Source organism: Sporosarcina siberiensis (assembly GCF_042681925.1).
In the GTDB taxonomy this organism is placed as follows: Bacteria; Bacillota; Bacilli; order Bacillales_A; family Planococcaceae; genus Sporosarcina; species Sporosarcina siberiensis.
Genome location: NZ_JBHUGI010000032.1, coordinates 344640 through 371040 on the forward strand (window position 1 = coordinate 344640; position 26401 = coordinate 371040).

24 protein-coding genes are annotated in these 26401 nt (G+C 40.1%); 6 read left to right on the forward strand and 18 right to left on the reverse strand.

Annotated elements, in window-relative coordinates:
• Window positions 1-261: 261 nt before the first annotated feature.
• From ACFSFY_RS12540 to ACFSFY_RS12550, 3 genes are all read left to right on the forward strand, one after another.
• Window positions 262-654 (forward strand): hypothetical protein, encoded by a 393-nt coding sequence (locus ACFSFY_RS12540; RefSeq protein ID WP_381538514.1) that lies wholly within the window; start codon window positions 262-264, stop codon window positions 652-654.
• Window positions 655-908: 254 nt separating this feature from the next.
• Window positions 909-1691, forward strand: coding sequence for a helix-turn-helix domain-containing protein (locus tag ACFSFY_RS12545; RefSeq protein WP_381538516.1), 783 nt, complete (start codon window positions 909-911; stop codon window positions 1689-1691).
• Between the two features lie 200 nt (window positions 1692-1891).
• Window positions 1892-2674, forward strand: coding sequence for a conserved phage C-terminal domain-containing protein (locus tag ACFSFY_RS12550; RefSeq protein WP_381538518.1), 783 nt, complete (start codon window positions 1892-1894; stop codon window positions 2672-2674).
• Window positions 2675-2788: 114 nt separating this feature from the next.
• Here the strand turns inward: ACFSFY_RS12550 and ACFSFY_RS12555 are convergent, their stop codons facing one another.
• From ACFSFY_RS12555 to ACFSFY_RS12595, 9 genes are all read right to left on the reverse strand, one after another.
• A complete protein-coding gene (locus ACFSFY_RS12555; protein WP_381538520.1) occupies window positions 2789-3307 on the reverse strand; it encodes a hypothetical protein in 519 nt (172 codons plus the stop codon).
• Between the two features lie 503 nt (window positions 3308-3810).
• Window positions 3811-4701 (reverse strand): glycine betaine ABC transporter substrate-binding protein, encoded by an 891-nt coding sequence (locus tag ACFSFY_RS12560; RefSeq protein WP_381538522.1) that lies wholly within the window; start codon window positions 4699-4701, stop codon window positions 3811-3813.
• Window positions 4702-4816: 115 nt separating this feature from the next.
• Window positions 4817-5692, reverse strand: coding sequence for a glycine betaine ABC transporter substrate-binding protein (locus ACFSFY_RS12565; RefSeq protein ID WP_381538524.1), 876 nt, complete (start codon window positions 5690-5692; stop codon window positions 4817-4819).
• Between the two features lie 116 nt (window positions 5693-5808).
• Complete coding sequence (locus ACFSFY_RS12570) at window positions 5809-6684, reverse strand: glycine betaine ABC transporter substrate-binding protein (protein WP_381538525.1); 876 nt, start codon at window positions 6682-6684, stop codon at window positions 5809-5811.
• A gap of 19 nt (window positions 6685-6703) precedes the next feature.
• On the reverse strand, window positions 6704-7534 hold the full coding sequence (locus ACFSFY_RS12575) for an ABC transporter permease (RefSeq protein WP_381538526.1): 831 nt from the start codon (window positions 7532-7534) through the stop codon (window positions 6704-6706).
• Window positions 7531-8796 carry a quaternary amine ABC transporter ATP-binding protein gene (locus ACFSFY_RS12580; RefSeq protein ID WP_381538527.1) on the reverse strand — a complete coding sequence of 422 codons (1266 nt, stop codon included), beginning with the start codon at window positions 8794-8796 and terminating at the stop codon, window positions 7531-7533. The genes ACFSFY_RS12575 and ACFSFY_RS12580 overlap by 4 nt, the downstream gene beginning before the upstream one ends.
• 636 nt (window positions 8797-9432) lie before the next feature.
• Complete coding sequence (locus ACFSFY_RS12585) at window positions 9433-9636, reverse strand: twin-arginine translocase TatA/TatE family subunit (RefSeq protein WP_381538529.1); 204 nt, start codon at window positions 9634-9636, stop codon at window positions 9433-9435.
• Window positions 9637-9663: 27 nt separating this feature from the next.
• Window positions 9664-11376 (reverse strand): GMC family oxidoreductase, encoded by a 1713-nt coding sequence (locus ACFSFY_RS12590; protein ID WP_381538531.1) that lies wholly within the window; start codon window positions 11374-11376, stop codon window positions 9664-9666.
• Between the two features lie 14 nt (window positions 11377-11390).
• On the reverse strand, window positions 11391-12146 hold the full coding sequence (locus tag ACFSFY_RS12595; protein ID WP_381538533.1) for a gluconate 2-dehydrogenase subunit 3 family protein: 756 nt from the start codon (window positions 12144-12146) through the stop codon (window positions 11391-11393).
• 287 nt (window positions 12147-12433) lie between these two features.
• On the opposite strand from ACFSFY_RS12595, the gene greA reads away from it, so the two are divergent.
• Window positions 12434-12907: a transcription elongation factor GreA gene (greA, locus tag ACFSFY_RS12600; protein WP_381538535.1), complete on the forward strand. Its 474-nt coding sequence runs from the start codon at window positions 12434-12436 to the stop codon at window positions 12905-12907.
• Window positions 12908-12968: 61 nt separating this feature from the next.
• Here the strand turns inward: greA and ACFSFY_RS12605 are convergent, their stop codons facing one another.
• On the reverse strand, window positions 12969-13193 hold the full coding sequence (locus ACFSFY_RS12605; RefSeq protein ID WP_381538537.1) for a hexameric tyrosine-coordinated heme protein: 225 nt from the start codon (window positions 13191-13193) through the stop codon (window positions 12969-12971).
• A 150-nt stretch (window positions 13194-13343) separates the two neighbouring features.
• Between ACFSFY_RS12605 and ACFSFY_RS12610 the strand changes: the two genes are divergently transcribed.
• A complete protein-coding gene (locus ACFSFY_RS12610; RefSeq protein WP_381538539.1) occupies window positions 13344-13814 on the forward strand; it encodes a hypothetical protein in 471 nt (156 codons plus the stop codon).
• A 146-nt stretch (window positions 13815-13960) separates the two neighbouring features.
• On the opposite strand, the gene ACFSFY_RS12615 is transcribed toward ACFSFY_RS12610, so the two are convergent.
• The 7 genes from ACFSFY_RS12615 to ACFSFY_RS12645 all read right to left on the reverse strand — a co-directional run bounded on the left by ACFSFY_RS12615 (window position 13961) and on the right by ACFSFY_RS12645 (window position 21325).
• Window positions 13961-14398 (reverse strand): MarR family winged helix-turn-helix transcriptional regulator, encoded by a 438-nt coding sequence (locus ACFSFY_RS12615; RefSeq protein WP_381538541.1) that lies wholly within the window; start codon window positions 14396-14398, stop codon window positions 13961-13963.
• A gap of 28 nt (window positions 14399-14426) precedes the next feature.
• Window positions 14427-15182, reverse strand: coding sequence for an SDR family NAD(P)-dependent oxidoreductase (locus ACFSFY_RS12620; RefSeq protein ID WP_381538543.1), 756 nt, complete (start codon window positions 15180-15182; stop codon window positions 14427-14429).
• 130 nt (window positions 15183-15312) lie between these two features.
• On the reverse strand, window positions 15313-17040 hold the full coding sequence (gene cydC / locus ACFSFY_RS12625; RefSeq protein ID WP_381538544.1) for a thiol reductant ABC exporter subunit CydC: 1728 nt from the start codon (window positions 17038-17040) through the stop codon (window positions 15313-15315).
• Window positions 17037-18767 carry a thiol reductant ABC exporter subunit CydD gene (gene cydD, locus ACFSFY_RS12630; protein WP_381538546.1) on the reverse strand — a complete coding sequence of 577 codons (1731 nt, stop codon included), beginning with the start codon at window positions 18765-18767 and terminating at the stop codon, window positions 17037-17039. The genes cydC and cydD overlap by 4 nt, the downstream gene beginning before the upstream one ends.
• A 64-nt stretch (window positions 18768-18831) precedes the next feature.
• On the reverse strand, window positions 18832-18942 hold the full coding sequence (gene cydS, locus ACFSFY_RS12635) for a cytochrome bd oxidase small subunit CydS family protein (protein WP_381538548.1): 111 nt from the start codon (window positions 18940-18942) through the stop codon (window positions 18832-18834).
• 5 nt (window positions 18943-18947) lie between these two features.
• Window positions 18948-19979 carry a cytochrome d ubiquinol oxidase subunit II gene (locus tag ACFSFY_RS12640; RefSeq protein WP_381538550.1) on the reverse strand — a complete coding sequence of 344 codons (1032 nt, stop codon included), beginning with the start codon at window positions 19977-19979 and terminating at the stop codon, window positions 18948-18950.
• On the reverse strand, window positions 19976-21325 hold the full coding sequence (locus ACFSFY_RS12645) for a cytochrome ubiquinol oxidase subunit I (protein ID WP_381538552.1): 1350 nt from the start codon (window positions 21323-21325) through the stop codon (window positions 19976-19978). Before ACFSFY_RS12645 ends, ACFSFY_RS12640 begins: the two co-directional genes overlap by 4 nt.
• Window positions 21326-21674: 349 nt before the next feature.
• On the opposite strand from ACFSFY_RS12645, the gene ACFSFY_RS12650 reads away from it, so the two are divergent.
• Entirely contained in the window at window positions 21675-22499 is an 825-nt protein-coding gene (locus tag ACFSFY_RS12650; protein WP_381538554.1) for an aldo/keto reductase, read from the forward strand.
• Window positions 22500-22884: 385 nt separating this feature from the next.
• Here the strand turns inward: ACFSFY_RS12650 and metH are convergent, their stop codons facing one another.
• Window positions 22885-26334, reverse strand: coding sequence for a methionine synthase (gene metH / locus ACFSFY_RS12655; RefSeq protein ID WP_381538556.1), 3450 nt, complete (start codon window positions 26332-26334; stop codon window positions 22885-22887).
• Window positions 26335-26401: the final 67 nt, after the last annotated feature.

The window sequence follows — 26401 nt, forward strand, 5'->3', positions numbered from 1 at the left end:
GAAATAATACCCATTACTATTATTTTACCATACTTTTTAGACAATAAGCTTAAGTATTCAAATAACTCTATGTAATTAGTGAGTAGAATGCTAATTAGCATGATTTCACTACAGATTTAGCGGATTGTTAATTAGCATATTTACTTGTATACAATTGCCTTAAAATATCATTCTTGTACGGATCCGTCTAATTTTTTTTGAAATTTCCTAATTAGCGTATACTGGTTTTAAGAAATCTAATTAAATTGGAGGCGAATAAAAATGAAAATTCTATTCGACGAAACACACACATCTAATGACGGAAAGCATTCAAGTAGGAATATATGGTATGGATATGCTGATATATCTGTTGATGGTGAATACGGAAAAACCCTTGAGCTAAGTGAAGATTTTATGGATAACTTATGCGAACTCATAAAAAAGGATTTATCTACAAATAAAGCAGATTCACCTACTGAAACGAACTGGTATTTTTACGGCAGCACTGTAACTCAGGACGCTATTGGAGATACTATCCGTCCGACAATTATGGTACGTGAGCGATCTAACGAGTTTGTCACTAATATGAATATCAGTGACTACGATTTCGCAGTAAATATGGATGCTATTTTGTTATTCAAGGGGAATTTTGAAAAACGTTTAGCAGGCCATTGAGTAGATAATAAAATAGTATTAATTAAAATGCACCCCGAAATTTAGAATTACAATCTAACTTTCGGGGTGTTTTTTTGCGGCTATTAAAGGAATCCATATGACAACCAATCCTATTTTTTCAAACTTCCATGAACCTTTCTTACACAAGCACGCAAAACTATTTTCACTCAAAAGTATCCCTTTTAAAGATTTTCACCTATATACGTAGTGACAGCGTATTTAATAGGTCTAATGAATCCAAAGGGGACGAGCCAATGAATTATTTAACAAACCACCAACCATTCCAATCCAAACACGAATTAAATGAAGCAACTGCCTCCCATCTCGGCCGTTGCAAGTATGAATTAAACGAAACGGACCGTGATGTACTCTTAATGCTCAGCCGTTACGCCATAAAATATCCGGGTGTGGCTCATTTAAAAGTTGCTACAATTGCAAAGCATGTGGATAAGTCGGAGCGTACCATTCAACGTGCGATTCGCAAACTTGAACGCTTACAAATCATCGAAATCAAACCGTTTATCCGGCAAGTATCCGGCGGTTTTGGAGCCAATCTTTATATTTTTTTACCATCAAGTGTCGTATCGAAAGCAGCACCTCGCAAGGAGCTCACAAAACCTACTCCTGCAACGGATACAAGTAACAATTCGAAGAACGAACCTATCTCTTTTATAAGCAAAAAAGATTCTTATATACATAATACGTATCACCAAGTGAGCGTCACTCATTACAATCGATTTAAAAAGTTTGTTGAATCCTTCAAAGGCAAAGACAATCAGCCCTTAGTCAGCAGATTATATGGCGTATACCGTGCGCAAACGCTGCGCTATTTAAAGTATGATATTTACAAAGGGAAATCCGAACAATTCAATGCGCTCTCCCTACAAGCACTGTCCATCACATTTCAGGCAACAAAAAAGAAGAATATCCATAACATTTCCGGCTATTACGACGGCGTACTTCGTGAATTGATTGGTAAACTTTTATTCGGTAATATGTTCATGGAATATGATGTGCCCGTGGAATTCAATTTTTAGATGGGATTCACTTTTTTTCATGCAGTAGAAAGCCCCTAGTCAAAAAGAATTTTTCTTCTTAGTATCCTTTTTATGATTCAAGGTCTATATATCTAGTGAATAGTCCCATTCGACTGTGCAAAAGCTATAGTGCTTTTATGAATAAAACCGCCATCAACTGATGGTGTATTTAAAAGGTGTTTACTAGGAGGAGTTTTAAGATGAAATTATTAATTAACGAGGCACCGCTTCAAATTATTCCATCGTTGGCAGTACAAGTTGGGTTGAACGAAGCCATTTTGTTGCAACAACTCCATTTTAGATCGCTCATTTCTCAAAATCATAGGAGTGGCTATAGATGGGTGTATAAGACGTACGATGAGTGGAAAACTGAAGAGTTTCCATTTTGGTCTGTGGATACGATTAAAAGAACCATTCGTAAGTTAGAAAAGATTGGTATTATCATTTCTACCGCGGAGTATAACCATATGAAGATGGACAAGACTAAATGGTACCGGATTGACTATTCGTCTTTGCATGACCTGACATTGCAAAATGCCCCCACTGCGATTGCAAATTCAGCTCAAGATGAAATGCAAATTGCACCCACTCTACAAGGCGATTTGCCCTCAGCAATAACCAAAGAGATTAAGAGTATTAAGAAGTATACTGTCGAGAACGATCCGGGCGTTGTGTCTGTCATTGACTATTTAAATGAAAAAGCACAAAAGGATTTTCAAACAACTTCAAAACCAACAGAACGATTAGTGAAAGCACGCTACCGAGAAGGATATAACCTCGAGGATTTCAAAAAGGTCATTGATTGGAAAGTGAGAGAGTGGTTGAACGATCCACATTGGCAAAAGTATTTACGCCCTTCAACTTTATTCAACGCAACACATTTTGAAAACTATTTGGAAGAAACGAGAGGTGGAAAGATTGAGGAAAGCAGTTCACCGAAATCATTCGAATTAGATTTTAGTAAAGGAGAAGTTGACGTTTAAAGTACGCGGGCAAGTAAAAAAGTGTACCTGTGTGCCAAACAATCAAGTTTGTTTAAACTTCCTTGAATGTTTCTGGCACAGGTACACAATATTAATCACCTTTTCGTGTATTGGTCACTTCCCTACTAAAACTTGAATCATTCCATTTTCTTCTTCTGGTCTCAATGTAATAATAAACATGTCTGTAGATGTTTTGAGTGTAGCAAATTGAAAGACACCAGGTACACTTTCCACTTCACCATCTTTTGTAATCATGTAACCGATCTTTTCGGAGTACTCCCGGTACATGTCAAATACTTCTACCACATCAATGTTTTCTAAGTTGATATCGATGTAATAACCAATTTTCTCCTCATCCGACTTATCGGATATGTTCGTTATGACCATTCCCTCTGGAAACGGAAAATCCTTGGGTATATCATCAGGTATCGATAACTCTTTCCCTGTCTCATCCTTTTGTTCTGGTTTATCGTCATCAGTGGATTTCTCCCCAACGCCCTTATCCTTTTTGGATTCAGTCGCTTTAACCGAGTCCGTATTTGTGTTCGACGAATCATCACCGGCATCGTTACACGCGACTAAAGTAAGACACATTCCTACGATTAGAAACAACGTCAAAACATGTTTTTTCATTTTCGTATTCCTCCCTTTGTCTATTTTTTATATCAAATTAATAGTAAAGTATCGCATCTGACAGTTTACAAATATAGAAATAGGACATGTTTCTGAGCGTCTTCCATAGTTCGAATATTTCGTTTACTTACTCTTTAGTTTACCATAAATAACACGCAGCATGATTAGAAATAATGTCTTTCTGAAAATGATTCTATCGAACTAAAATTTTCTTCGACTAAAATCTATGTTATGACAAGACGCTCATCAAAGTGTTTATGATCTCTTTTCAAATACATAAGTACATCATTTACATTTCCTTGCACCGACACCTCAAATCGAGCTAGAGAAGGCCACCCTACGACCTACCTACCCGAAGGTGAGCTGGATGAGTCCTATGCACTGGATTACCATCATTTACATAATTCGTCCTAGGTGACGCTCACAAGCACTTTCATGGGCCACTACACAATAAAAAAAGCCCTGCAGGTGATGTCTTACTCACCTTACAGAGCTCATCTAATTTACTTACCTAACATTTCATTAACTTTATCTTGGTTGTTCTCAATCCATTCACGTGCAAGAACTTCAGCTTTAGTTCCATCTGTGTCCATCGTTTGAATCATTTCTTCCACAATTTCAATTGTAGTGCCCCAATTCGTCAAAAACGCATGAACATCGGGCGCTTTTTCTTTCAAACCATTATTTGCAAACACTTTTATTGTAGATATTTCAAACTTGTTGTCCTCATCTTCAAGCACTTTCAAATCGAATGTTTTAAACATCGAATGTGGACGCCATCCGTAAAAAACGACCGGCTTTTCGGCACTTATAGCGCGTTTCGCTTGCGCTAACATACCGCCTTCTGAAGAGTTCACTTGTGTCATATCTAACCCGTACCCTTCAATCGCTTCATTAATAAGTCTTGTAGCACCACTGGCACCCTCTTCAAGACCAAATACTTCATTGTTGAACAACTCTTCGTTTCCTGCAAGATCGTTTATGCTGTTAATATCGGTCATATAGGTAGGGACAACTAGACCCGTCGGCACATCATCATAACTGATTGCTATTTCTTCAATCGTATCCTCAAATTTCGAAATGTGGTTCTCATGTGCTGGTAACCAAGAATCCATAAACACATCTATATCTCCACGTGAAAGGCCAACGAACACATTTCCCGCATCCGCTTTTACTTCTTCCACTGAATACCCCATATCTTCAATGATCAGTTTGGCAATCGCTGTTGGCGGAATCGTACTTGTCCATGGTGTAACGCCAAATGTGATCGTTGTGTCTTCTTTGTTAGCTGATTCCTTTTCTGTTTCTGTTTTTGTGTCTTTGTCTTCTGAACCACATGCAGCCATAACTACAAGCAGCACTGCCATCAAACTTGCTAAAACTATCTTCTTCAAACGAATCTCTCCCTAAATTTACTTTAATTAACTAGGAGACTGCATCGTCTGCTGCCCCATTTAATAAAAAAAGCTCTGAACGGTAGTATCTTACCCACCATGCAGAGCTTATGTTTTACTTACCTAACATCTTGTTGACTTTATCTTGGTTGTTGTCAATCCATTCACGTGCAAGTTCTTCAGGATCCGTTCCGTCGTTTTCAAGTACTTCAATCAGTTCTTCCATATCATCAATGGAAATGTTCCAATTGCTCAGAAATGCATGGACCTCTGGTGCTTTTTCTTTCAACTCTTTATTCCCAAATACTGTTACTGTAGAGGCTTCAAAGTGGTTTTTCTCATCTTCAAGCATTTTTAAATCGTATTTATTAAACATCGTATGTGGACGCCATCCGTAAAAAACGACCGGTTTTTCATCGCTTATAAAACGCTTGGCTTGGGCCAACATTCCCCCTTCTGAAGAGGTGATTTGCTTCATATCCAATCCGTAACTATCAATCAATTCGTTAATAGTTGGTGTCGTACCTGCGCCTTCTTCAATTCCATATAATTCATTGTTGAACATATCTTCTTTTCCTACAAGATCGCTTACACTATTTATATCCGTCATATAAGTAGGGACAACTATACCCAATGCTGCATTATCATAACTAATGGACAATGCTTCGATGTTGTCTTTATTTTTTTCAATTTTAACCTCGTGCACTGGAAGCCACAAATCCATGAACACATCAAGATCTCCTCGTCCAAGGCCAATGACCACGTTTCCTACATCCGCATTGACTTCTTCCACTGTATATCCCATATCTTCAATGATCAGTTTGGCAATCTTAGTTGGCGGTACTGTACTTGTCCACGGTGTTACGCCAAATGTGATTGTCGTGTCTTCTTTTTTGTTCGATTCTGTTCCTGTTTCTTTGTCATCTGAACCACATGCAGCCATTATTACGAGCAGTACTGCCATCAGACTTGCTAAAACGATTTTCTTCAAACGAATCTCTCCTTAAATTTACTCTACATAACTAGAAGACTGCATCGTCTGCTGCCCCATTTAATGAAAAAAAGCTCTGAACGGTGATATCTTACTCACCATGCAGAGCTTATGTTTTACTTACCTAACATTTCATCGACTTTATCTTGGTTATTGTCAATCCATTCACGTGCAAGTTCTTCAGGGTCCTTGCCGTCTTCTTCAATCTCTAGGATCATTTGTTCGACCTCGTCAAGAGTAATGCTCCAATTGCTCAAAAACGCATGAACATCAGGTGCTTTTTCTTTCAGACCGTTATTACCATATACGAGTACTGTAGATGATTCAAAGATGTTTTTCTCATCTTCAAGTAACTTTAAATCGAATTTATTAAACATTGAGTGTGGGCGCCATCCGTAAAATACGACCGGCTTTTCAGCACTCATAAAGCGTTGAGCTTGCGCTAACATGCCGCCTTCTGAAGAGTTCACTTGTTTCATATCTAGTTCGTACTTATCGATTGCATCATTAATAAGTGGTGTACCACCAGAGCCTTCTTCGATTCCGAACAATTCATTATTGAATAAATCTTCTTTTCCTTTTAGATCTTCTATACTGTTAATATCTGTCATATATGCAGGGACAATTATGCCAAGTTCTGCATCATCATAGCTGATAGACAGTTCTTCAATATCATCTTCGAATTTTGTAATGTGGTTTACATGACCTGGAAGCCATATGTCCATGAACGCATCAATGTCTCCACGTGAAAGTCCAATGACCACGTTTCCTACATCTGCTTTTACTTCTTTCACTGAATAACCCATATCTTCAATGATTAGTTTGGCAACTGCTGTTGGTGGAACTGTACTTGTCCATGGTGTTACACCCAATGTGATCGTCGTGTCTTTTTTAGTTGATTCTGTTCCTTTTTCTTTGTCATCTGATGAACCACATGCAGCCATAATGACGAGCAGTACTGCCATCAGACTTGCTAAAATTATTTTTTTCAAACTTATCTCTCCCTAACTGTTACGATTTTTTACCTATACTTTGCGTTATTCTATCTAAAATAATGGCCATTACAACAATCGCTAAACCACCAGATAATCCGAGTCCGATGTTCACTGTGGAAATACCAGTTAACACAGTGTCCCCTAGTCCTGGTGCACCAATCATTGAAGCAATGACTGCCATAGAAAGGGCTAACATCATTGTTTGGTTGACCCCTGCCATAATTGTTGGTATCGCAAGTGGAAACTGAATCTTCACAAGTAGTTGCCAGCGAGTAGATCCGAAAGCTCTAGATGCTTCAATCACATCTTCAGGTGCTTGTTTCACACCTAAACTCGTCATACGAACCACAGGTGGTGTCGCGAATACAAATGTGGCGATTACAGCAGGTACGCTTCCAAGACCAAATAACAAAATCGCCGGTATTAAATAAACAAAACTAGGCAATGTCTGCATGAAGTCTAGTAACGGTCGTACAATTCGATCGGCTGTTTTATTTAATGCTGTTAAAACACCAATCGGAATACCAAATAAAACAGATATGGCAGTGGATACAATTACAATGGCAACGGTTTGAATCGATTCGTCCCATAAATCCACCGCTCCTACATAAAAACCACCAATGAGCGCAAATAAAGCAAGCCCTTTTCCTGAAACTTTCCAAGCTACCAAAATGACCAGTACTACAATGACTTCAGCTGGTATGAAAAGCAGGAAATCCGTAACCATGTTAATAAATGCGCGTAGAAAATCACTGATTTTGTCGAAAAACTCTGCTGTATTTGGGAGTAACCAATTATCTACAAAGTTATTCGTATAATCTTCGATGGGGAAGTTAAAATAATTCATTGTGCACCCACCTCGTCATTGTCTATTTCTTTTTCTACTACGATGTCTGTCTCTTTATCTATTACTGTATCTGTCTCTTTATCTATTTCTTTCCCTAGTACAAGTCCAGAAAGAATAGACACACGTGAAATGATTCCTAACAACTTGCCATCTTCCACCACTGTAATCGGATATTTCGAATCGACTGCGATTTCAATGAGGTCATTAAGTGAAGTACTCGGATGTACAGAAATCACATCTTCAATAAGGACTTCTTTTAAGGGAATTTCCTGTTTGTATGCTCTGATTGCGTCATCAATCGTCAGTAAACCTTTGAAATCGTTTTCTTTTCCAACAACAAAGATACTTGACGCACCAACTTCTTCCATCTTACGCACGGCCATGCGTGGACCATCTCTATGTGTCATAACGACTTCTGGTCGCTTCATAACGTGAGATGCTTCCAAGATTTTCGAGCGATCGATATCTTTTACAAAATCGGCTACATAATCATTTGCTGGATTTTCCAATATTTGCTCTGCTGTTCCAACTTGGACGATTTCGCCATCTTTCATAATCGCTATTCGATCACCCAGTTTTAAGGCCTCATCCAAATCATGGGTAATGAATAAGATTGTTTTGCCTAATCTGCTTTGTAGACTCATCAATTCATTTTGCATTTCTTTTCGAATAATGGGATCTAGTGCACTAAAGGCCTCATCCATTAAAAGAATATCCGTATCATTTGTTAAAGCTCTTGCTATCCCGACACGTTGCTGCATCCCACCACTAAGTTCGCTTGGGAAACTTGCTTCATATCCTTTCAGTCCTACATCATCAATAACTTTAAGTGCTTTCGCTTCTCGTTCCTCTTTATTTATCCCTTGAATTTCCAACCCGTACGCAACATTACTTAAAATAGTACGGTGGGGCAATAAACCAAAGTTCTGAAAGACCATCCCGAGTTTTTTTCTTCTAGTTTCCAATAGTTCTGGAGTCTTCATTTTAGTCATATTTTCACCATCAATTAAAACTTCTCCACTTGTCGGTTCAATCAACCGATTCACCAATCGGATTAATGTTGATTTCCCACTACCCGATAAGCCCATTATGACAAAAGTTTCTCCGGTTTTTATTTGAAGGGATGCTTTGTTTACACCTACCGTCATTCCTGTCTTATCTAGAATTTCGGACTTTGTCTGGCCATCTTCCAACAATTTCAACCCTTGCAAAGGTTGCGGACCAAATACTTTTGTTAAATTTTTCAATTCAATTTTATACACACTATTCCTCCAAAAAATAATTTGTTACGCGTTACACGTTTTGTACGTATGGTTTATTAAACTAAGTGGTTTGCTTCATACATCGCAGATGCTGTTGTTGTTCTTCCATCAAGCGGTAAGATTAAACGGGGTTAACCAATGCATGTTCCAAATTTTGCGTATTCGTCAATCGTTTCAAAACACTATGTTTTAGTTGTTCGCTTACAAGAACATTTTTATAAATGTTATCCGATTCTTTGACCCCTTCTTCTATGGTCGACAAAAATGTGATTCAATCTACCGATGTTCTTCTATCAATCACAATCCAACTATTTTTTCTATGGTTACCACCATACATATAATAGAAAACACTTTCAACCCTCCTCCCTTCCTGTAAAACATCTTATTTTCATTCATAAAGCCCTACAAGGATTGATAGTAAAGCAATCATAAGAAGTTAACTATTTACCCAGTTTATTGAAAAAGGGTTCTTTATACCTATATCATTTACGCTCAAAACCAAGGGAGCTGCCAATAAAAACTACTGTCATTTCCCTAATTTTCAAATAACAAAAACGGCAACCCATGAGTGGGGGCCGTTTTGATGGTGGTGCATTCCTCGGAACACAAAAACAATATAGATATTCAATTTGATGCTTATCCTTTATCTAATTTCTTTGGTTCCTTAACTGGTACTTCATCTTCATCGTCCATTATTTCTTTTGCGGATTTTTTGAATTCAGAAAGTGTTTTCCCGACCGCTGAGCCAATTTCTGGCAACTTTCTCGGTCCGAATAACATCAGCACAATAACCAATATGATGATTAAGCCTGGGACACCGATAGCTGCCAAACCTCCCATTAAACCCGCCTCCTCTCAATATGACACTTACACAAGTGAACCCTCGGCTTTGCTGTATTTAATAATTCCTTCTGCTGCCCTGTACGCAAGTGCTCCGACGGTACCGGTTGGATTATAACCCCCGTTATGAGGAAAGTTCCCTGCACCTACTACAAATAGATTTTCAACTTCCCAATGTTGCAAGAAATTGTTCACTACACTGTTCTCCGGACTCGCGCCCATAATGGTTCCACCTGTATTATGTGTTGTTTGGTACGGAACTATGTCGTAATCCGATATTGGATTACCGGCCATAACGGTTTTTGCACCCATCTCTTTCATTATCGTTGCTGCTTTTTCTGTTAAATATTTGTGTAATTTACGATCTTGTTCGGTAAAATTGTACGTCAATTGAAGTAACGGGACACCGTACACATCTTTATAATCTGGATCCAGCGACAAAAAGTTTTCCTTATGCGGCATGGACGCTCCTTGTCCACCTACACTTAACGTCCTGGAATAATTATGAATGGACGCCTTCTTAAATTCCGGGCCCCATGCAGGTGTATCTGCCGGGACTGGATTCGATTGAATTGGCCGAACGCCTGTCTGAGTAATCGACATGCTCGCTCCGTGTATGAAATCCAACTCGCTATGATCGTAGTTGTCTCCGTTCAGATCATCAATTGTCATACCTAGCGAACCCGCGCCCATAAAGACATTCATCTGTTCATCGAAAAACCCTGTTGCACCAGGAAGGACCTGATACGCATAGTTTTTGCCGAGTGTTCCTTTTCCTGTTTCGGGGTCATACATTTCTCCGATGCCTGATACCATAAGAAGCTTTGCATTATTCATAACATAACTTGTTAATACAACGACATCGGCGGGTTGGAAAAACTCCTCTCCCGATTGCGTATCAATGTATCGAACGCCTGTCGTTTTGTTCCCTTCTTTCATGACCTCGACGACATTTGCATGGAATCGAACTTCATAGTTTCCTGTTTTTAGTGCCGTTGGAATAACTGTAATCTCTGGTGAAGTTTTCGCACCATATTCGCAGCCGAACCGCTCGCAAAAACCGCAGTATTGGCAAGCTGCTATTGTTTGACCATCAGGGTTCTTATAAGACTCCGACAAATTAGCTGAAGGCAACATAAACGGAGTATAACCAAGATCACTCGTCGCTTTTTCAAACTTTTTCAAGATGGGTGTCTTTACCATCGGAGGCGTAGGAAACCCGTTCGCACGTTTCCCCGCAAATGGGTTTTTGTCTTCACCAGATATGCCGGCGGTCTTTTCGAATTTATCGAAATAAGGCTCCAACTCGTCATAGGTAATGCCCCAATCTTGAAGCAAGTAATCTGCGGACAGCTTGTCTTTTCCGTACTTTTCATCCGTTAACGTTTTAATATTGAAATCATACGGAAGGAAACGCCATGTATGCCCATTCCAATGGGTTCCGGACCCTCCAAGTCCTTCGCCTAGAAGGAATGATCCCATTTGACGCATTGGGAGAGCGCGCATCTTTCGGCTGTTTCTGAATGTGATTGTTTCTTTTGAAAGGTCTTGCATTAATTCATAACGGATTGCATACCGATACTCATCGTGGACCCTTAAATAATCCGCGGTACTCCGTTCTTTTCCGCGCTCAATTCCAACAACTTTCATCCCAGCTTTCGCACACTCAGCCCCAATGATTCCACCAAGCCATCCAACACCAACAGTCACTACATCCACTTTATCCAACGTTTTCACCAATTGTTTTTCCTCCTTTAGTGTTCCATACTGCTGATTGACTTAGGCTTTATGTTCATATATTTATCGGTTTCAATTTCTTTAATATAGGCCATCTGATGTCCCGGAAATCCTTTCATCTTCCAACCTTCCATGTTTATATTTCCGTTATAGATTGGATCCGCGTAAGCACCTTCAAGGGTGGCTTGCCTTAGTAATTTAAAATAGAATTCTGAAGCTACGCCCTTCATATTTATTTCATTCTTTTGAAACGCAGTAATTATTTCATCTTTTTGATCACCTTCAAGCGCAGCAAATCCTGTATCGTATCTTTTTTTCGCTTCTTCATCCATTTTTGCGATGCCTGACCTGAATATTTCGGCACGGGTAAGTCTACTTTGATACCCTTGTGTAGATTCGCCCGCAAAGAATGGTCCTTGCATATATTCTTTTGCATTGCTTCCGTAATTCCCCGCTAATTGGTTGTCAATAAAATATGGGACACCAAGTCCTATTGCACCGGGTCCAAGCTCATCCTCCGGAAATATTCGTTCAACCGCTTCCGATAATACTTTGAACTCGTTTTCATTCGTAAAGAACATTCGTCCGCGAAATACCTCGCCGACATATTCGCCGCCGCCCGCTTCGTTTTTACCCGTCCCTGCAACATCATCCTTTGTAGCGTTTTGTGTGATCAGACTTCCAAGTACGCCCCCACCTATCAAAGCACCTGTAGCAATACCAGTCGTCTTAAGAAAGTCCCGCCTTGATAAACCCTTCTTATCTTTCGACATTTTTCATCCTCCTTAGTTAAAACGTACCTTTACAATAAAGCATGCCAATTTGTACTCTTTTTCATACAATAAGGCTTGAATTATTCATAGCCCCCCTCTAGTACCACAGTGAAAACCAATTCTATTTGCTCAAACCTTCACTATTGTTTCCCACATTGAGTCCTTTCATATTTACTTATTCGCATAGTAAGGTAGGATGATAGGTAGGAAATTGATTCATTTCACCTGGCTCGAATTAAACCTTAATTCTCTATACCAAAAACATTTAACAAAGGAGCGAAAAATCCATGAAACCTAAAAAGTATCCAATGACGGAATCTGGAAAACACGCAGTATTGCAAGAACTAGACACCTTACAGACGCAAAAACGTACAGAAGCATTGGAACGCATTAAAACAGCGCGAACGTTTTGTGACTTTAGAGAGGACTCGGAATACGCAGCGGCTATGAAAGCACAAGCCCAGATGGAAGAACGAATTTTACTGCTCTTGGACATGCTTGAAAATGCAGAAATGATCAGCGAAAAGAATCACTTTGTCGATTCGGTTGTTCTCGGTACGCCTGTAACATTTATCGAACTTCCTAACGGAGAAAAAGAAATATATACAATCGTAGGTATGGCAGAAGCCGATCCACTAAACGGAACGATTTCCAATGATTCACCACTGGCGAAGAGCCTTTTAGGACGTTCTGTTGGCGATGAAGTAAGCTTTAGTACACCAGGCGGGGAAATGAAGCTTCAAATTGTAGCGATTGGATGAGTTTGCATTTCATTCAACAAAAAAGAACAGCTCTTAGGAAAGCCATTCTTTAACAAGACCGTTATTTCCAATAATTGTTGGCAGCAGCTACTGTTTGAAAGTAGTTTGCTACAACATGGGAGGCCATTATGAGACTGTTGGGGTTATTTGAATAGACCTTTCTGAGCTCCGCCCTCACTTCTGCTGAAGGTTGCGTGTACATGACACCCTTTTGTGCAAGCACTATCGCTAGTTCAAACCCTTTTTGTGGGGTGTCTGTTTGTAAACTCGTAATCCAATCCTCCATCCTTGTTCCCCTCCTTTTGTGATTCTCTTTAACTAGTGTATTCATACGAAAATAAAAAGACCTTTGCACGTATTCACTTAACTTAACTTAACCTAAACTTAACCTTACTTTGTTACAGTATAAAAAAACGACAAAAGGAGGTAGTTTTTTATGAACTCTTTAAAAAGCATTGTCGGATTGCTTGCCCTTTTGTTGCTTTTATCGGCTTGCGTTTCAAGTCCAAAAGATAATGGTGATCAATCAGACCAAACTGTTGATAAAGACGATGAAGTATCTGAAGTAGATAAAGAAAACAGCGGCGAAGAAGCAGATGCACAAGAACTGGTTCTTGATGATTTCCCTGAAGATGTATACATACCACTTAATGCAACCCTCACTAAAAGTATTGTGACAGACGAAAATTCTATTATGCTCACATACGAAGTGCCTGGAAAAATGGTTGATGACCAAGACAATTACAAAAACTTTTTAACGGACAAAGGCTATACAATGAATGAAATCAACATGTCTGACCAAATGATTGTTTTTCAAGGGACTAAAATAGGCGATCATTTTTTATACTATTCACTCGTAGGGCAAGAAGATACTTCCTATACGTTGAAAATCGAATACGGAAAATAGGACCCCTAAACAAAAGTGTGTAGTCAACATGCTTTCGTGTAAGTACAATTGCCAGTTCAACCCCTGGTTGTGAATGCTCTTTACTCCACGACGTACAAAAAAGGCCTTTGCATAACTAAGCAAAGGCCTTCAAATTCATATCCACGTTATTTCTTCTTTCTACTCTCAATACCTTGTACAATCTTCTCTTGAATCATTAAATACTGATTGATTTCTTCTTCACTCAAGCTTTCAAAAAGCAGCATGAATACATCTTCACCAATTGCTTGGGCTTCTTTCAATGCATTCATACCCGCAGTTGTAATTTGAAGTTGAATCGTTCGACGGTCCGATTCATCGTACAATCGTTCCGCAAAGCCAAGACGCACAAGCTTTTCGGAAATATTCGTCATGGCACCCTTTGTATAACCGATTGTTTCGGCTAATTCCGCCTGCTTTTGGGGGCCTTTTGTACGCAACTCAGCCAATACCAATATTGGTGAAATACCAAGAGGATGCTGAAACTTTTTTGTGAACTGCATAATATTTTCATTATTCATCTGTTCAACTGTGCGAATTAGTTTGAAAATATTTTTTTGTTTCATTTAAACTCTCCTTTTAAGAAAGCTTTTATTAGCTTAACATAACCGATCCGCCATCAACCATAAGCGTTTGTCCTGTAATGTATCGTGAATCTTCAGATGCTAAAAAGACTGCAACGCGACCAATATCTTCTTCTAATTCACCAAAACGTCCTAGTGGGATTTTGTTTACAACTTGTTCGTAATACTCAGGTTGTGCTTTTGCCCATGCCTGAACACCAGGAGAGTTGGCAAGTGGGCTAATGATATTAACGTTAACGCCAAACGGACCCCACTCATTTGCAGCTACACGCGAAATACCGCGGATTGCTTCTTTAGCAGCAGCATAAGCACCTTGAGTTTCTTGGCCTCGTATCCCTGCACCAGAAGCGAAGTTAATGACACTACCTTTAGTCTCTTTTAAGTGTGGAAGTGCCGCTTGCATCAAGTAGAATGTTGGGTAAAATCCAGTACCAAACGACAAATCTAAATCTTCTTGGCTCGTTTCTTCAATTGTAAATTGTCTTGAAGCGTGTGCGTTGTTGACCAACACGTCGAGCTTGCCACATTTTTCAACAACAGTATCAACAATTTTAAATAAGTTTTTATGATCCATTAAATCTGCTTTAATGAACATCGATTTTGGAGAAATTGCTTGAAGTTCCTTCTCCATCGCTTGTCCCATTTCTTCATTCACATCAACGATTGCTACGACCGCGCCTTCTTTAACCATTGCTTTTGCAATACCGCCACCGATACCGCCAGCACCGCCCGTAATAATAACTACTTTGTCTTGTAATTTACTCATTCAATACATCTCCTTTTTTTAGTACATCTAAATATAGTATAGGACTAAACCATGCAAGTTGAAAGTAATTGAACCGGTATCAGCACTTCGCGTTTTAAAGTTTCGATTTTTAAATACCTAGTGTTCCACTTTAATGGACTAGAAACACGCTCTGCTCAATTTGTTTCATTTCATAAAAGTACCCTTTAAGCTCCATCAATTCATCAAATGTACCCGTCTCTACGATAGTTCCATTGTCCATCACAATGATTTGATCCATCTTCTCTAGTCCTGTTAAGCGATGACTCACGAGAATAATCGTAGCCTCTTTCGCTTTTTCAAATAAATAATCCATAATGTGCGCCTCTGTTAATGCATCAATAGAGGACGTTGGCTCATCTAAAAGCCAAAATGACGATTTTACGAGTAAGGCTCGGGAAATGGCGAGACGCTGCTTTTCGCCACCTGAAAGATTCTCCCCTTTTTCTAAGACTTTATCGTCTAAGGATAGGTGTCCAAGCTTTACCTGTCCCAACATCTCTTCCATTTCTATATCACTCAATTCATCACTGGCAAGCAGTAAATTTTCTCGAATTGTTCCATAGAAAAAATGATTTTCTTGGAGCAGAACATTTGTCTTCTCCCAAATCGTCTCTTGTGATAAATGATCAATCGAATCTTCGTTGAAGCGAATTTGACCTTGGTCTGCGCGATAAAACTTTAACAGCAACTGCAACATCGTCGATTTTCCAGAACCGCTTGGACCGACTATGGCTGTTTTTGAGCCTGACGGAAACGATGTGGTTACATTTGTTAATGTAGTACGCATTTCATTAGGAAACGAAAACGTTACATCCTTCATTTCAATCGAAGGGACGCCTAGAATAGATCGGTTTTCAAAAACTTCTTGAGATTTCTCATGTACATCGTCTTTTCCAACAACTTCAGTAAGTCTTGTCGCGGCTTGCCGACTCTCTTCTAAATAACTTGGGAAAGCCGCCATAGAAGTTGTATTCTCAAAAACAGTCAGGGAAATCATGACAAACATCGCAAGGTAGATCCCATCCATTCGACCATCTGCCACTAAATATGCGCCCGTCCCTAGAACAAGCAAAGATATGAAAAGCGACAGAAACTTGTTTGCAGCCTGGCTGAACAAGTTATGAATACTTTCACGTTCTTGTTCTTCTAAATAGGCATGTACAGATTGATGCAGTTCGCCTTCTTTTACATCGAGTTGTTGGTAGATTTTCAAATCACGAAAACCGTAGAGAAATTCTGTCACTTTGGTAGATAATTCTCCGCGCCTTTGTCTCACGAGTCGATCCACTTTTCGTTGTGTTAAAGCAAAGAATGCTGGAACGACAAATGTAGTTACCATCAAACCGATGAATAGAAGCACTGCTACCTCTATTGAAAACAGCGCAGTAAAAAAGAGTGTACATAAAAACACTAAGAGTAATACAACCGGTGGGTAAAAAACGCGCAAAAAGAAATTCTGTAACGCTTCCACATCACCCACTACTCTTGCAAGAAGATCTCCGCTTTTATACTTCCGGAAAATTGTTGGTGCGAGTGGCTCTAACTGCTCGTAAAAGGAAACACGCATATTGCTTAACATCGTAAATGTCCCTCGATGAGAAAAATAACGTTCTCCGTAACGACCTAATGCAGATATAATTCCTAGCATTTTAACCGACGCAACAATGATCATGAGCGTAAAGATTGAAGGAGTTATAGCCGCCTTGGAAATCAAATATCCACTGGATGCAAATAAACCAACAGCTGTTATCCCAGCAATAAATCCGAAAAGAAGAGAATAGAATAGATCCTTTTTTTCAATGAATAATAACTTGATCACAAATCCTAGTTTTTTCAATTTGCAATCCCTCCTTGCTGAACAGACACCATCGTACGATACGGTTCTACTGATTCCAGCAGTTCCTCATGTGTGCCCGTTGCCAAGAGTTCTCCATTGTCCAAGAAGATAATCTTGTCGGCATTTTTAATCGTATGAAGTCTATGTGCAACTGTTATGACTGCCGAATTTTTAGACAATTTCCGAATAGAAGCTTGCAATATCTTCTCAGTCTGAAGATCAAGGCCCGTTGTCGGTTCATCAAACAGAATGATGGATGGACTTTTTAGAAATGCTCGAGCAATAGCGATTCGCTGTTTTTCTCCACCTGAAAGGTCTCTTCCACCTTCACCAATTGGTGTATCATAGCCGTGTTCTAGTGAGTTCACTAAATCGGAAATCCCAGCTTTTTCAGCAGCTTCTATGATTTCTATGCGAGTCGCATTCAAGCGTCCGCCAATCGCAATGTTTTCCGCAATTGTCCCTGAAAACAAATACGGGTTTTGTGAAATGTAACTTAATCGATCAAACCAATCTTTTTCTTTAAAGGTTGACCTTGGTTTCCCATTAATCAGCATTTCTCCCTCTGAAACCGAAACAAGTCCAGCAATCACATTTAAAAGCGTGGATTTCCCAGCACCCGTTTTACCGACAATTGCCACTTGTTCATTTGGACCTATTGCTAGTTGAATGTTCTTTAATGCAAATGCATCTTCTCCATACGTAAAACCTGCATTGCGTAACTCAATAGCAAGCGGTACTACTCTTTCCAAGCTGTCCGTTCCCCATACAATAGGATTGTCTGTTTCGGATAGTTCAGCAGCTAGTTTTTTAGCAGCTCCCATACTTCCTCTCCCCGTATGAAAAGCACTTCCTAAGTCTTTCAATTTCGTATAAAACTCTGGAGCTAATACCAACATATAAAATGCGGTTAGAAACGTAATATTCTCAAAAACGATTAAACTAAGGGCAAGTTCTAGGGCAATAACCCCCATACTGAGCATCGAAATGAATTCCAGAACTAATGAGTTTTGAAATGCAACTTTAAGTACTTCCATCGTCGCATCTCGAAAATCTAGACTACTTTTTCGAATTTTTTCTTTTTGTTCTTTCGAACGCCCCAATAATTTAAGGGTCGTCAATCCCTGTAACGTATCCAGAAATCCACCCGAAAAAGCAGCCATTTTATCCATTTGTTCTTCGGATTTGTCCTTTGTTTTGAAACCAATGATCATCATGAATACTGGTATGAAAGGTGCAGTAATCATAATAATCAAGCCAGTGGTAAAATGTTGTGTGAAGATCACGACTAAAATAAGGAGAGGAATGATAGTAGCTTGAATTACTTGGGGAATATATTCGCTAAAATAACTATCAATTTCATCCACAGTATCCATCATCACACTTACTTTTTTACCGGACTGTCCTTGAAGTGAGGATTGCGTTGTATTTTTAGAAAATTTATTTAAAAGCAGTTTTCGAAGATTTCCTTTTACCTGTGAAGCCATTTTCACTCCAGTTCTCCCACTTAAAAACTGAAGGACTGTTCTTGCTAAAAACGCAAAGAACAATCCTATCAATAATGGTAATACATCAGAGAATATTGCATCTTTTAAAAAAATGCGATCCACAACTGAGACTAATAAATAACTCTGTACAATTATTGCCGCAGCTGTTGTGACAGCAAAAATGACCAAGAGAACCAGCTTTCTTTTCTGTTCTAATGCTAATTCCTTAAGTCCAACCATTGCTTAAACCTCCCGAAAAATGAGCTAATTTAGCGAAGCATCCACCTCAACTAAATGTGTTGCTTTATTTTTCTTTTGTAACAGATTCATCTTTTGGTGCACTCCAGAAAACAACTCCAGTTGCAGCAAAAAGTACGAGAAATGGAGCGACAAAGATTAGAAAGTTATTTAGCATTCATCTCACTCCTTTTTCTTGATTCCCTGGACATACTCTTTATCAAATAAGAAGAGTTTCACTAATAAATACATAGAAGGAACGAGCAATATCAACCCTAAAATGAATACCACAATAAGTGAAATTGCCATTGCATCATTTGTAAATCCTTCGTGAATCGTTAAATGTGGATACAACAAGTACGGATACAGCGAAATTCCATATGCATAAAAGGCTAAAGCAAACTGTCCTATTAGTAGGCCAACTGCTGCTCCATATTGCTTTCGCTTCCAAATCAGCCATACCGACCCAATCCATAATAGGAACGATAATCCGAACATCCACCATAAATCTAGAATACGAGAGAAATGCTCCGGATTATGATAGCTCAGTTCATAAATGATCCCCACTGCAGCAATGATTAAAGGGAAAGCCCAAAACATTGCATATTTGCGCATTAGGTTTGTTGCACCTGTATCTTGTGCTCTATTCGCATACCAAGTAAGAAAAACAGCCGATATATACAGAACTGCAACGGTAGATAAAACGACAACGGACCATGTTAAGGGACTCGTAAACAATGCCACATAGTCTAAAACAGGATTTCCATCAATCATGGAGATGAATCCACCATTCGAAATGGTAAGCACTATGGATAATGATGCCGGAACCAAGACGCCTGCAACTCCATACATGAAGGCATACCCTTTATGTCCCTTGTATCCTTTTGAGCCATACAGTTCAAAGGCATAGTACGAACCACGAATGATCATTAAAATTAACGCTATACTTCCTGGAACTAGGAGTACCGTTCCATAATAAAATGCGGTTTTCGGGAAAAAACCAACAATCCCAACAAAGAAGAATACGAAAAACACATTCGTAACTTCCCAAACTGGAGATAAGTAACGCTGGATCACATTTGAAACGATATGTTGTCTACCTGTGATGATACTGTACGCGTTAAAAAATCCTGCTCCAAAATCAATTGACCCCAAGATGACATAACCAAATAGAAATGTCCAAAGGACCGTAATCCCTATTATTTCTAAACTCATGTTGTTTCACCACCTTGTGCAACTCTTTGTTTTTCAAGCTCTATCTCAACTGGATTATTGACAAACATTCTGCGTAATACAACTACGGTTCCAATTCCTAAAAACAAATACAAAAGCCCGAATAGAATTACCATTAATCCAACATACTCGCTGGACGTTGCTGCCGCATCTATCGTCATAATTCCTTTTAGAATCCATGGATATCGACCCATTTCAGTCATCCACCATCCTGCTTCAATCGCTAGGAAGGATAGAGGTCCTCCGAGAACAATGAGCGAGCGGAACCATTTCGATTTCACGAAAGGCCATGCCCGTTTTATTCCTATAAAATAGACAAGTGAAAGACTTATCATGAATACACCAATCGTAATCATTAAATCGAAAAAGTAATGGATTATAAGTGGTGGCGTTTCTTCTACAGGAAATTGGTCTAATCCAATCACCTCTGAATTCGGAGTTCCATGTGCAAGTATACTGAGTCCGAATGGAATCTTAAGTGCATATTTCACTTCTTCATTTTCATCCAAAATCCCATACATTAAGAGTGGAGCGCCTTCCTCTGTTTCAAAATGCCATTCGGCTGCAGCTAACTTTTCCGGTTGGTACTCTGCTAAATATTTACCCGAGAAATCTCCGATTAATGCAGCTGCTATAGAGAACACAAGTCCTATTTTCATTGTCATATACAGTGATTTCTTATGATAAATATGGTTCGATCCTTTTATCATTTTGTATGCTGAAATGGCTGCAACCATAAATGCAGACGTCATGAAGGCCGTTGCCAGTACGTGGGCTACTTTCGTCGGCATTGCCGGTGTAAACATTGCTGCAACCGGATTTGCATTTATAAGTTGTCCATTAACAATGTCAAATCCTTGCGGAGAATTCATAAATGCATTGAGCACGGTAATGAATAGTCCTGAAGCGGCCGCACCAAGAACCACGGGAATTAGAAGCAAAAAGTGTTTACGTTTGTCTTTAAATCGATCTCCCGTATATGCATAAATCCCTAAAAATATTGCTTCAAAGAAGAAAGCAAATACTTCTAAAAATAGAGGTAGTGCAATAATATTTCCTGCGAGTTCCATGAAGTTCGGCCACAGTAATGAAAGTTGCAGTCCGATTGCTGTTCCGGTTACAACACCGACAGCGACTGTGACAGCAAACCCGCGGGCCCAACGTTTAGCCATTAAAAGATAATGTTCATCGTTTTTCTTAATGCCCACCCAATGTGCAATCATTATCAGGAGTGGAACACCGACACCTATTGTTGCGTAAATAATGTGAAACGAAAGGGTTAGTAATGTTAATACCCGACTGGCAAATACTGGATCTTCAAATAACATTTTTCATTCTCCTCCCTTTACTAGAAACCTGTTCATAAGCCCAACCTTGAATACAAAATAAAAAAATGACATCGTTCATACAACAGTATAGCTATAAACTAATTTTACCTTTTTTTGAATACGAGTAGGTGTATAACTTGTGACAGTAGCGACGAACCTGTGAACACGATTGTTTATACGATTCCCGTGTTTTCTTGCAGAATCGCATCCCATTCTTAACTATAGTATAGACCTAAACTACCGTAGAAGAAAGTTTGGGAATCGCAATTCAAGTCGTTTATCCGATAAAATTCAATTTTCCAAAATCCTATGATAGACTGATAGAACAACACTGAAAGGAAGTCATTTCATGCAAACTAAAACACTAAATAATGGACTTGAAATCCCACAACTTGGGTACGGTGTGTGGAAAATTCCTGATGATGAAGCTGAACATACAATACAAAAAGCAATAGACGCCGGATATCGTTTAATTGATACCGCAAAAATTTATAAAAATGAAAAGGGTGTCGGGAAAGCAATCGCTAGTACTACTGTTCCCAGAGAAGAGCTCTTCATTACAACAAAACTTTGGAATGCCGATCAAGGGTACGACACAGCACTGCAAGCTTTTGATGAAAGCCTAGAAAAACTCGGTCTTGATTATGTAGATCTTTATCTAATACATTGGCCAACACCAATGTTCGACATGTACGTAGAATCGTACAAAGCCTTAGAAACCATTTATAAAAGCGGTCGCGCAAAAGCAATCGGCGTCTGCAACTTTGACATCGAGCATTTACAACGAATCATGGACGAATGCGAAATCATTCCGGCCGTAAACCAAGTCGAGTACCATCCCTACTTGCAACAAACGGAACTCCATAAATTCTGTAAAGAACACGGTATTCTAATCGAAGCCTACAGCCCATTAATGAACGGCACCAAAGTTTTAGAAGATCCCGTAATCCAAGAACTTGCAAAACAACACAGCAAAACACCAGCTCAAATCATCCTACGTTGGCACCTACAAACAGACGTAGTTCCAATACCAAAAACAGTCACACCTTCACGAATGGACGAAAACCTAAACGTATTCGACTTCGAACTAAGCGAAGAAGACCTAACAAAAATCGCGGCACTCGACAAAGGCGAACGTCACAACGCTGTTCCTAGTGAATTCAGTTATCGATAACTGGGGATGTCCATGAAAGGGTTCTTTGTCAAATGACCTTGGTGAAGAACTTTAGTTGATTTCTATTCTAAAGAGAATCACACTCTTTCACTATTGATCTTGATCTGAATCTTGAACTTATCTTCCCCACAGACTTCAGCTAATTGAAGTGCAGACCGGCGACTCCAATGGGATCAGCGCGAATGTCGAGACCCCACAGGAGCGTGGTTTTCGCGACGAGGAGGCTCGACAAGCGCCCCATGGAACGCGTCCGGTCGGAACGGAAATCGGCGTATTAACCACATTATTCCTTTGCCATATATATATCTAAAAAAAGAAAATGCGTTTCCACTTGGTCTACTCACCAAACGGAACCGCATTTTTCTATTCATTAAACATCCTACACTCAATCCACATTAAAATAACGTGCATCCGGATGCGCAAACACAATCGCCGAAACAGACGCTTCCGGCTCCATCATATACTCCTCCGTCAAATGCACACCAATATCCTCAGGCTTCAACAGACCGAACAACTTCGACTGGTCCTCCAAATTCGGACACGCCGGATACCCAAACGAAAAACGCTGCCCCGTATACTTCGCCGCAAACCGCTCCAGCATCGTGAAATCCGTAGCATCCGGGAACCCCCATTGATCGCGAATCTCCTGATGAATCCGCTCCGCAAAACCTTCCGCAAGCTCCAACGCCGTCGCTTGAAATGCATGACTTTCCAAGAACTTACCTTCCGCCTTCAATTGATTGGCAAAATCACGTACCCCATGTCCGGCCGTTACTTGCATTAACGCGACATAATCCATCTCACCGCTGTCCACCGTCTTCAAAAAGTCCGCCAAACATAAAAACGGCTCCTTGCTTTGTCTTGGAAACGTAAAACGTTCAATTTCCGTTTTGCTGTCTTCCGAACTGTAAATAATGACGTCATCCCCGTCAGACTGAGCCGGAAAGAACTGATACAATCCAGATGCCTTTAAATTACCCGAACTTAGGAATCCTGTAACCATTTCATGGAGCTCCAGCGCGCGCGGCTCCTTATTCTCAAGCATCTTAGCAACATTCCCCCGAAGTCCTAAATGATGACCAATAAGCGTTCGCATATTGACATACGGCGACAAATGAGAGACCGAATAATCCTTTTGAATCCGACGGCGTAAATCTTTTGGAACTCGAACTGCTGCGTCTTCTCGAACCATTTTCACCGGTCGAACCGCCACTTCCAAAGCTGGTGCCGCCGCTCGTTTCGCCTCTTTAATGATGTCGTTTTCAACGCGCTTTATTTTCGCCTCTTCTAATTCAACGAGCAATGCAGTTTTATCCTCTTTATTTTGCAGACGATTGGCCAACTCCAAGCCGTACATCGCATCTTTTGCATACAATACCGGTCCATCGTACTCTGCTGCAATTTTCGTCTCTGTAAAACGACGCGTCAGTGCTGCCCCTCCAACAAGAATTGGTATATCGATCCCAGCAGCTTTGAAATCCTGAGCGGTCAACACCATTTGTTGTGCCGATTTCACAAGAAGCCCTGACAACCCAATAATGTCGGGCTTTTCCTCGCGAATCACCTCAATTAACTTACCTGGTGTCACTTTAATCCCGACGTCAATGACCGTAAATCCATTATTCCCCAAAATGATTTCGACCAAGTTCTTCCCTATATCATGGACATCGCCTTTTACCGTCGCAAGAACAATCTTCCCTTTGCCGCGGTCTCCTGAATCTTTTTCCATGAATTGTTCCAAATACGTAACCGATGCCTTCATGACTTCCGCACTTTGGAGCACTTCCGCTACAATTAGTTTATTCGTATTGAAAAGCCTTCCTACTTCCGCCATCCCCGTCATTAATGGACCATTGATAATATCGAGTGGAGCGTCATACATCTCCCTTGCCGCTTCCAAATCGGGAATTAAACCTTCTTTCGTTCCTTCAACGACATAGTAACTGAGACGTTCCGGAACCGTTTTCGGAATATCATCCTCGGTCTTTTCTTTCTTTTTACCGCGGTAGAAATTTGTAAAATCCGCAAGTGTTTCATCTGTTGTCGTAAACAGCAGTTCATTCGCCATTAGAATTTGCTCTTCTGGAATGGAAGCATAGCGTTCCAATTTCTCCGTATTTACAATCGCGTAATCCAATCCTGCCAATGTACAATGGTACAAATACACTGCGTTCAACACTTCACGGCCAACAGGAGGCAACCCGAAGGAAACGTTACTAACACCCAAAATCGTCAATGCGCGAGGCATTTTTTCTTTAATCAAACGTATGCCCTCGATTGTTTCAACCGCTGAACCGATGTACTGAGCATCTCCCGTTCCAACCGGGAAAACGAGCGGATCAAAAATAATATCTTCAGGTGCGATTCCCCATTTATGAACAAGTAGGTCATACGAACGCTGTGCAACTTCTAATTTCCGCTGCCGAGTGACGGCCATTCCTGGCTCATCGATTGTTCCAACGACAACAGCAGCTCCGTATTTCTTAACCAAAGGAAGAACAGCATCAAAGCGTTCTTCACCGTCTTCTAAATTGATGGAGTTGATGATCACCTTCCCCTGCGAATATTTTAAAGCTTCCTCAATGACCTTTTCATCCGTCGAATCAATGACAAGAGGTACTTTTACTTTCTTCACAACTTCTTTCATAAATCGTGTAATGTCCTGAAGTTCATCTCGGTCCGGATTCGCAAGACAAATATCGATGACATGTGCCCCGCCTCTTACTTGAGCACGAGCAATTTCAGATGCTTCTTCAAATTTCCCATCTACGATCAGCTGCTTGAATTTTCTTGAGCCAATGACGTTCGTTCGTTCGCCAATGAGTAAAGGACGCATGGTTTCATCATATAAAAGTGGTTCAATTCCAGAGATCGCATGACCGTGCAATTCCTCAGGGATTTGTCTCGGCTTTTTACCTCGAACCACTTCTCGAATCGCCACAATATGTGCAGGCGTTGTTCCGCAACAGCCCCCTACAATATTCAGCCATCCTTTATCCGCAAACCCTTCGAGCTTTTTCGATAAGGATTCTGGAGATTCATGGTAATGCCCATCTTCATCCGGCAATCCAGCATTTGGATAACAACTGACAAATCCACTAGATAGCTCTGACAATGAACGAAGGTGATCGGTCATGAATTCCGGTCCAGTTGCACAATTTAAACCAACGGAAAGAGGTTTAATATGTTCAATCGATATGTAAAAAGATTCAATGCTTTGTCCCGCAAGTGTTGTTCCCATTGGTTCAATTGTTCCCGAAATCATGACAGGCAGTTCAATACCCGTCTCTTCAAATGCTTGTTTAATGCCCAGTGTTCCTGCTTTCACGTTCAACATATCCTGACTTGTCTCCATAAGAAGAATGTCACAGCCGCCGTCAATCAATGCTTTTGCTTGAATATAGAAATCTTTTGTCAGTCCGTCGAAAGTGGCGCCGCCCGTAACCGATAATGTTTTCGTTGTCGGTCCCATTGCCCCAGCAACAAATCTCGGCCAGTCTGTCGTTGAGAATTCCGCTGCACATTTTTTCGCGAGCACAGCAGCCTTAAAGTTTATGTCATATGCCTGGTCACCAAGATCGTAATCATCGAGGACAATCGGCGTTCCACCAAATGTATTCGTACTGATGATATCCGCCCCTGCCTCAAGGTACTCACGGTGAATTCGCTCAAGGACATCGGGTCTCGTAATGTTTAAATATTCGTTGCACCCATCGTATTCCTCACCGCCAAAATCATCCTCAGACAAATTCGCTGCCTGAATCATCGTACCCATCGCACCATCCATAACTAAAATTCGCTCTATTAATTGTTGTTCGATTAAATGCTTCACCATGGACTATTCCACTCCTATTCTAAAAAACAAAAAAAGCCTTCCAATTAGAAGAAGGCTTTTGAAAATA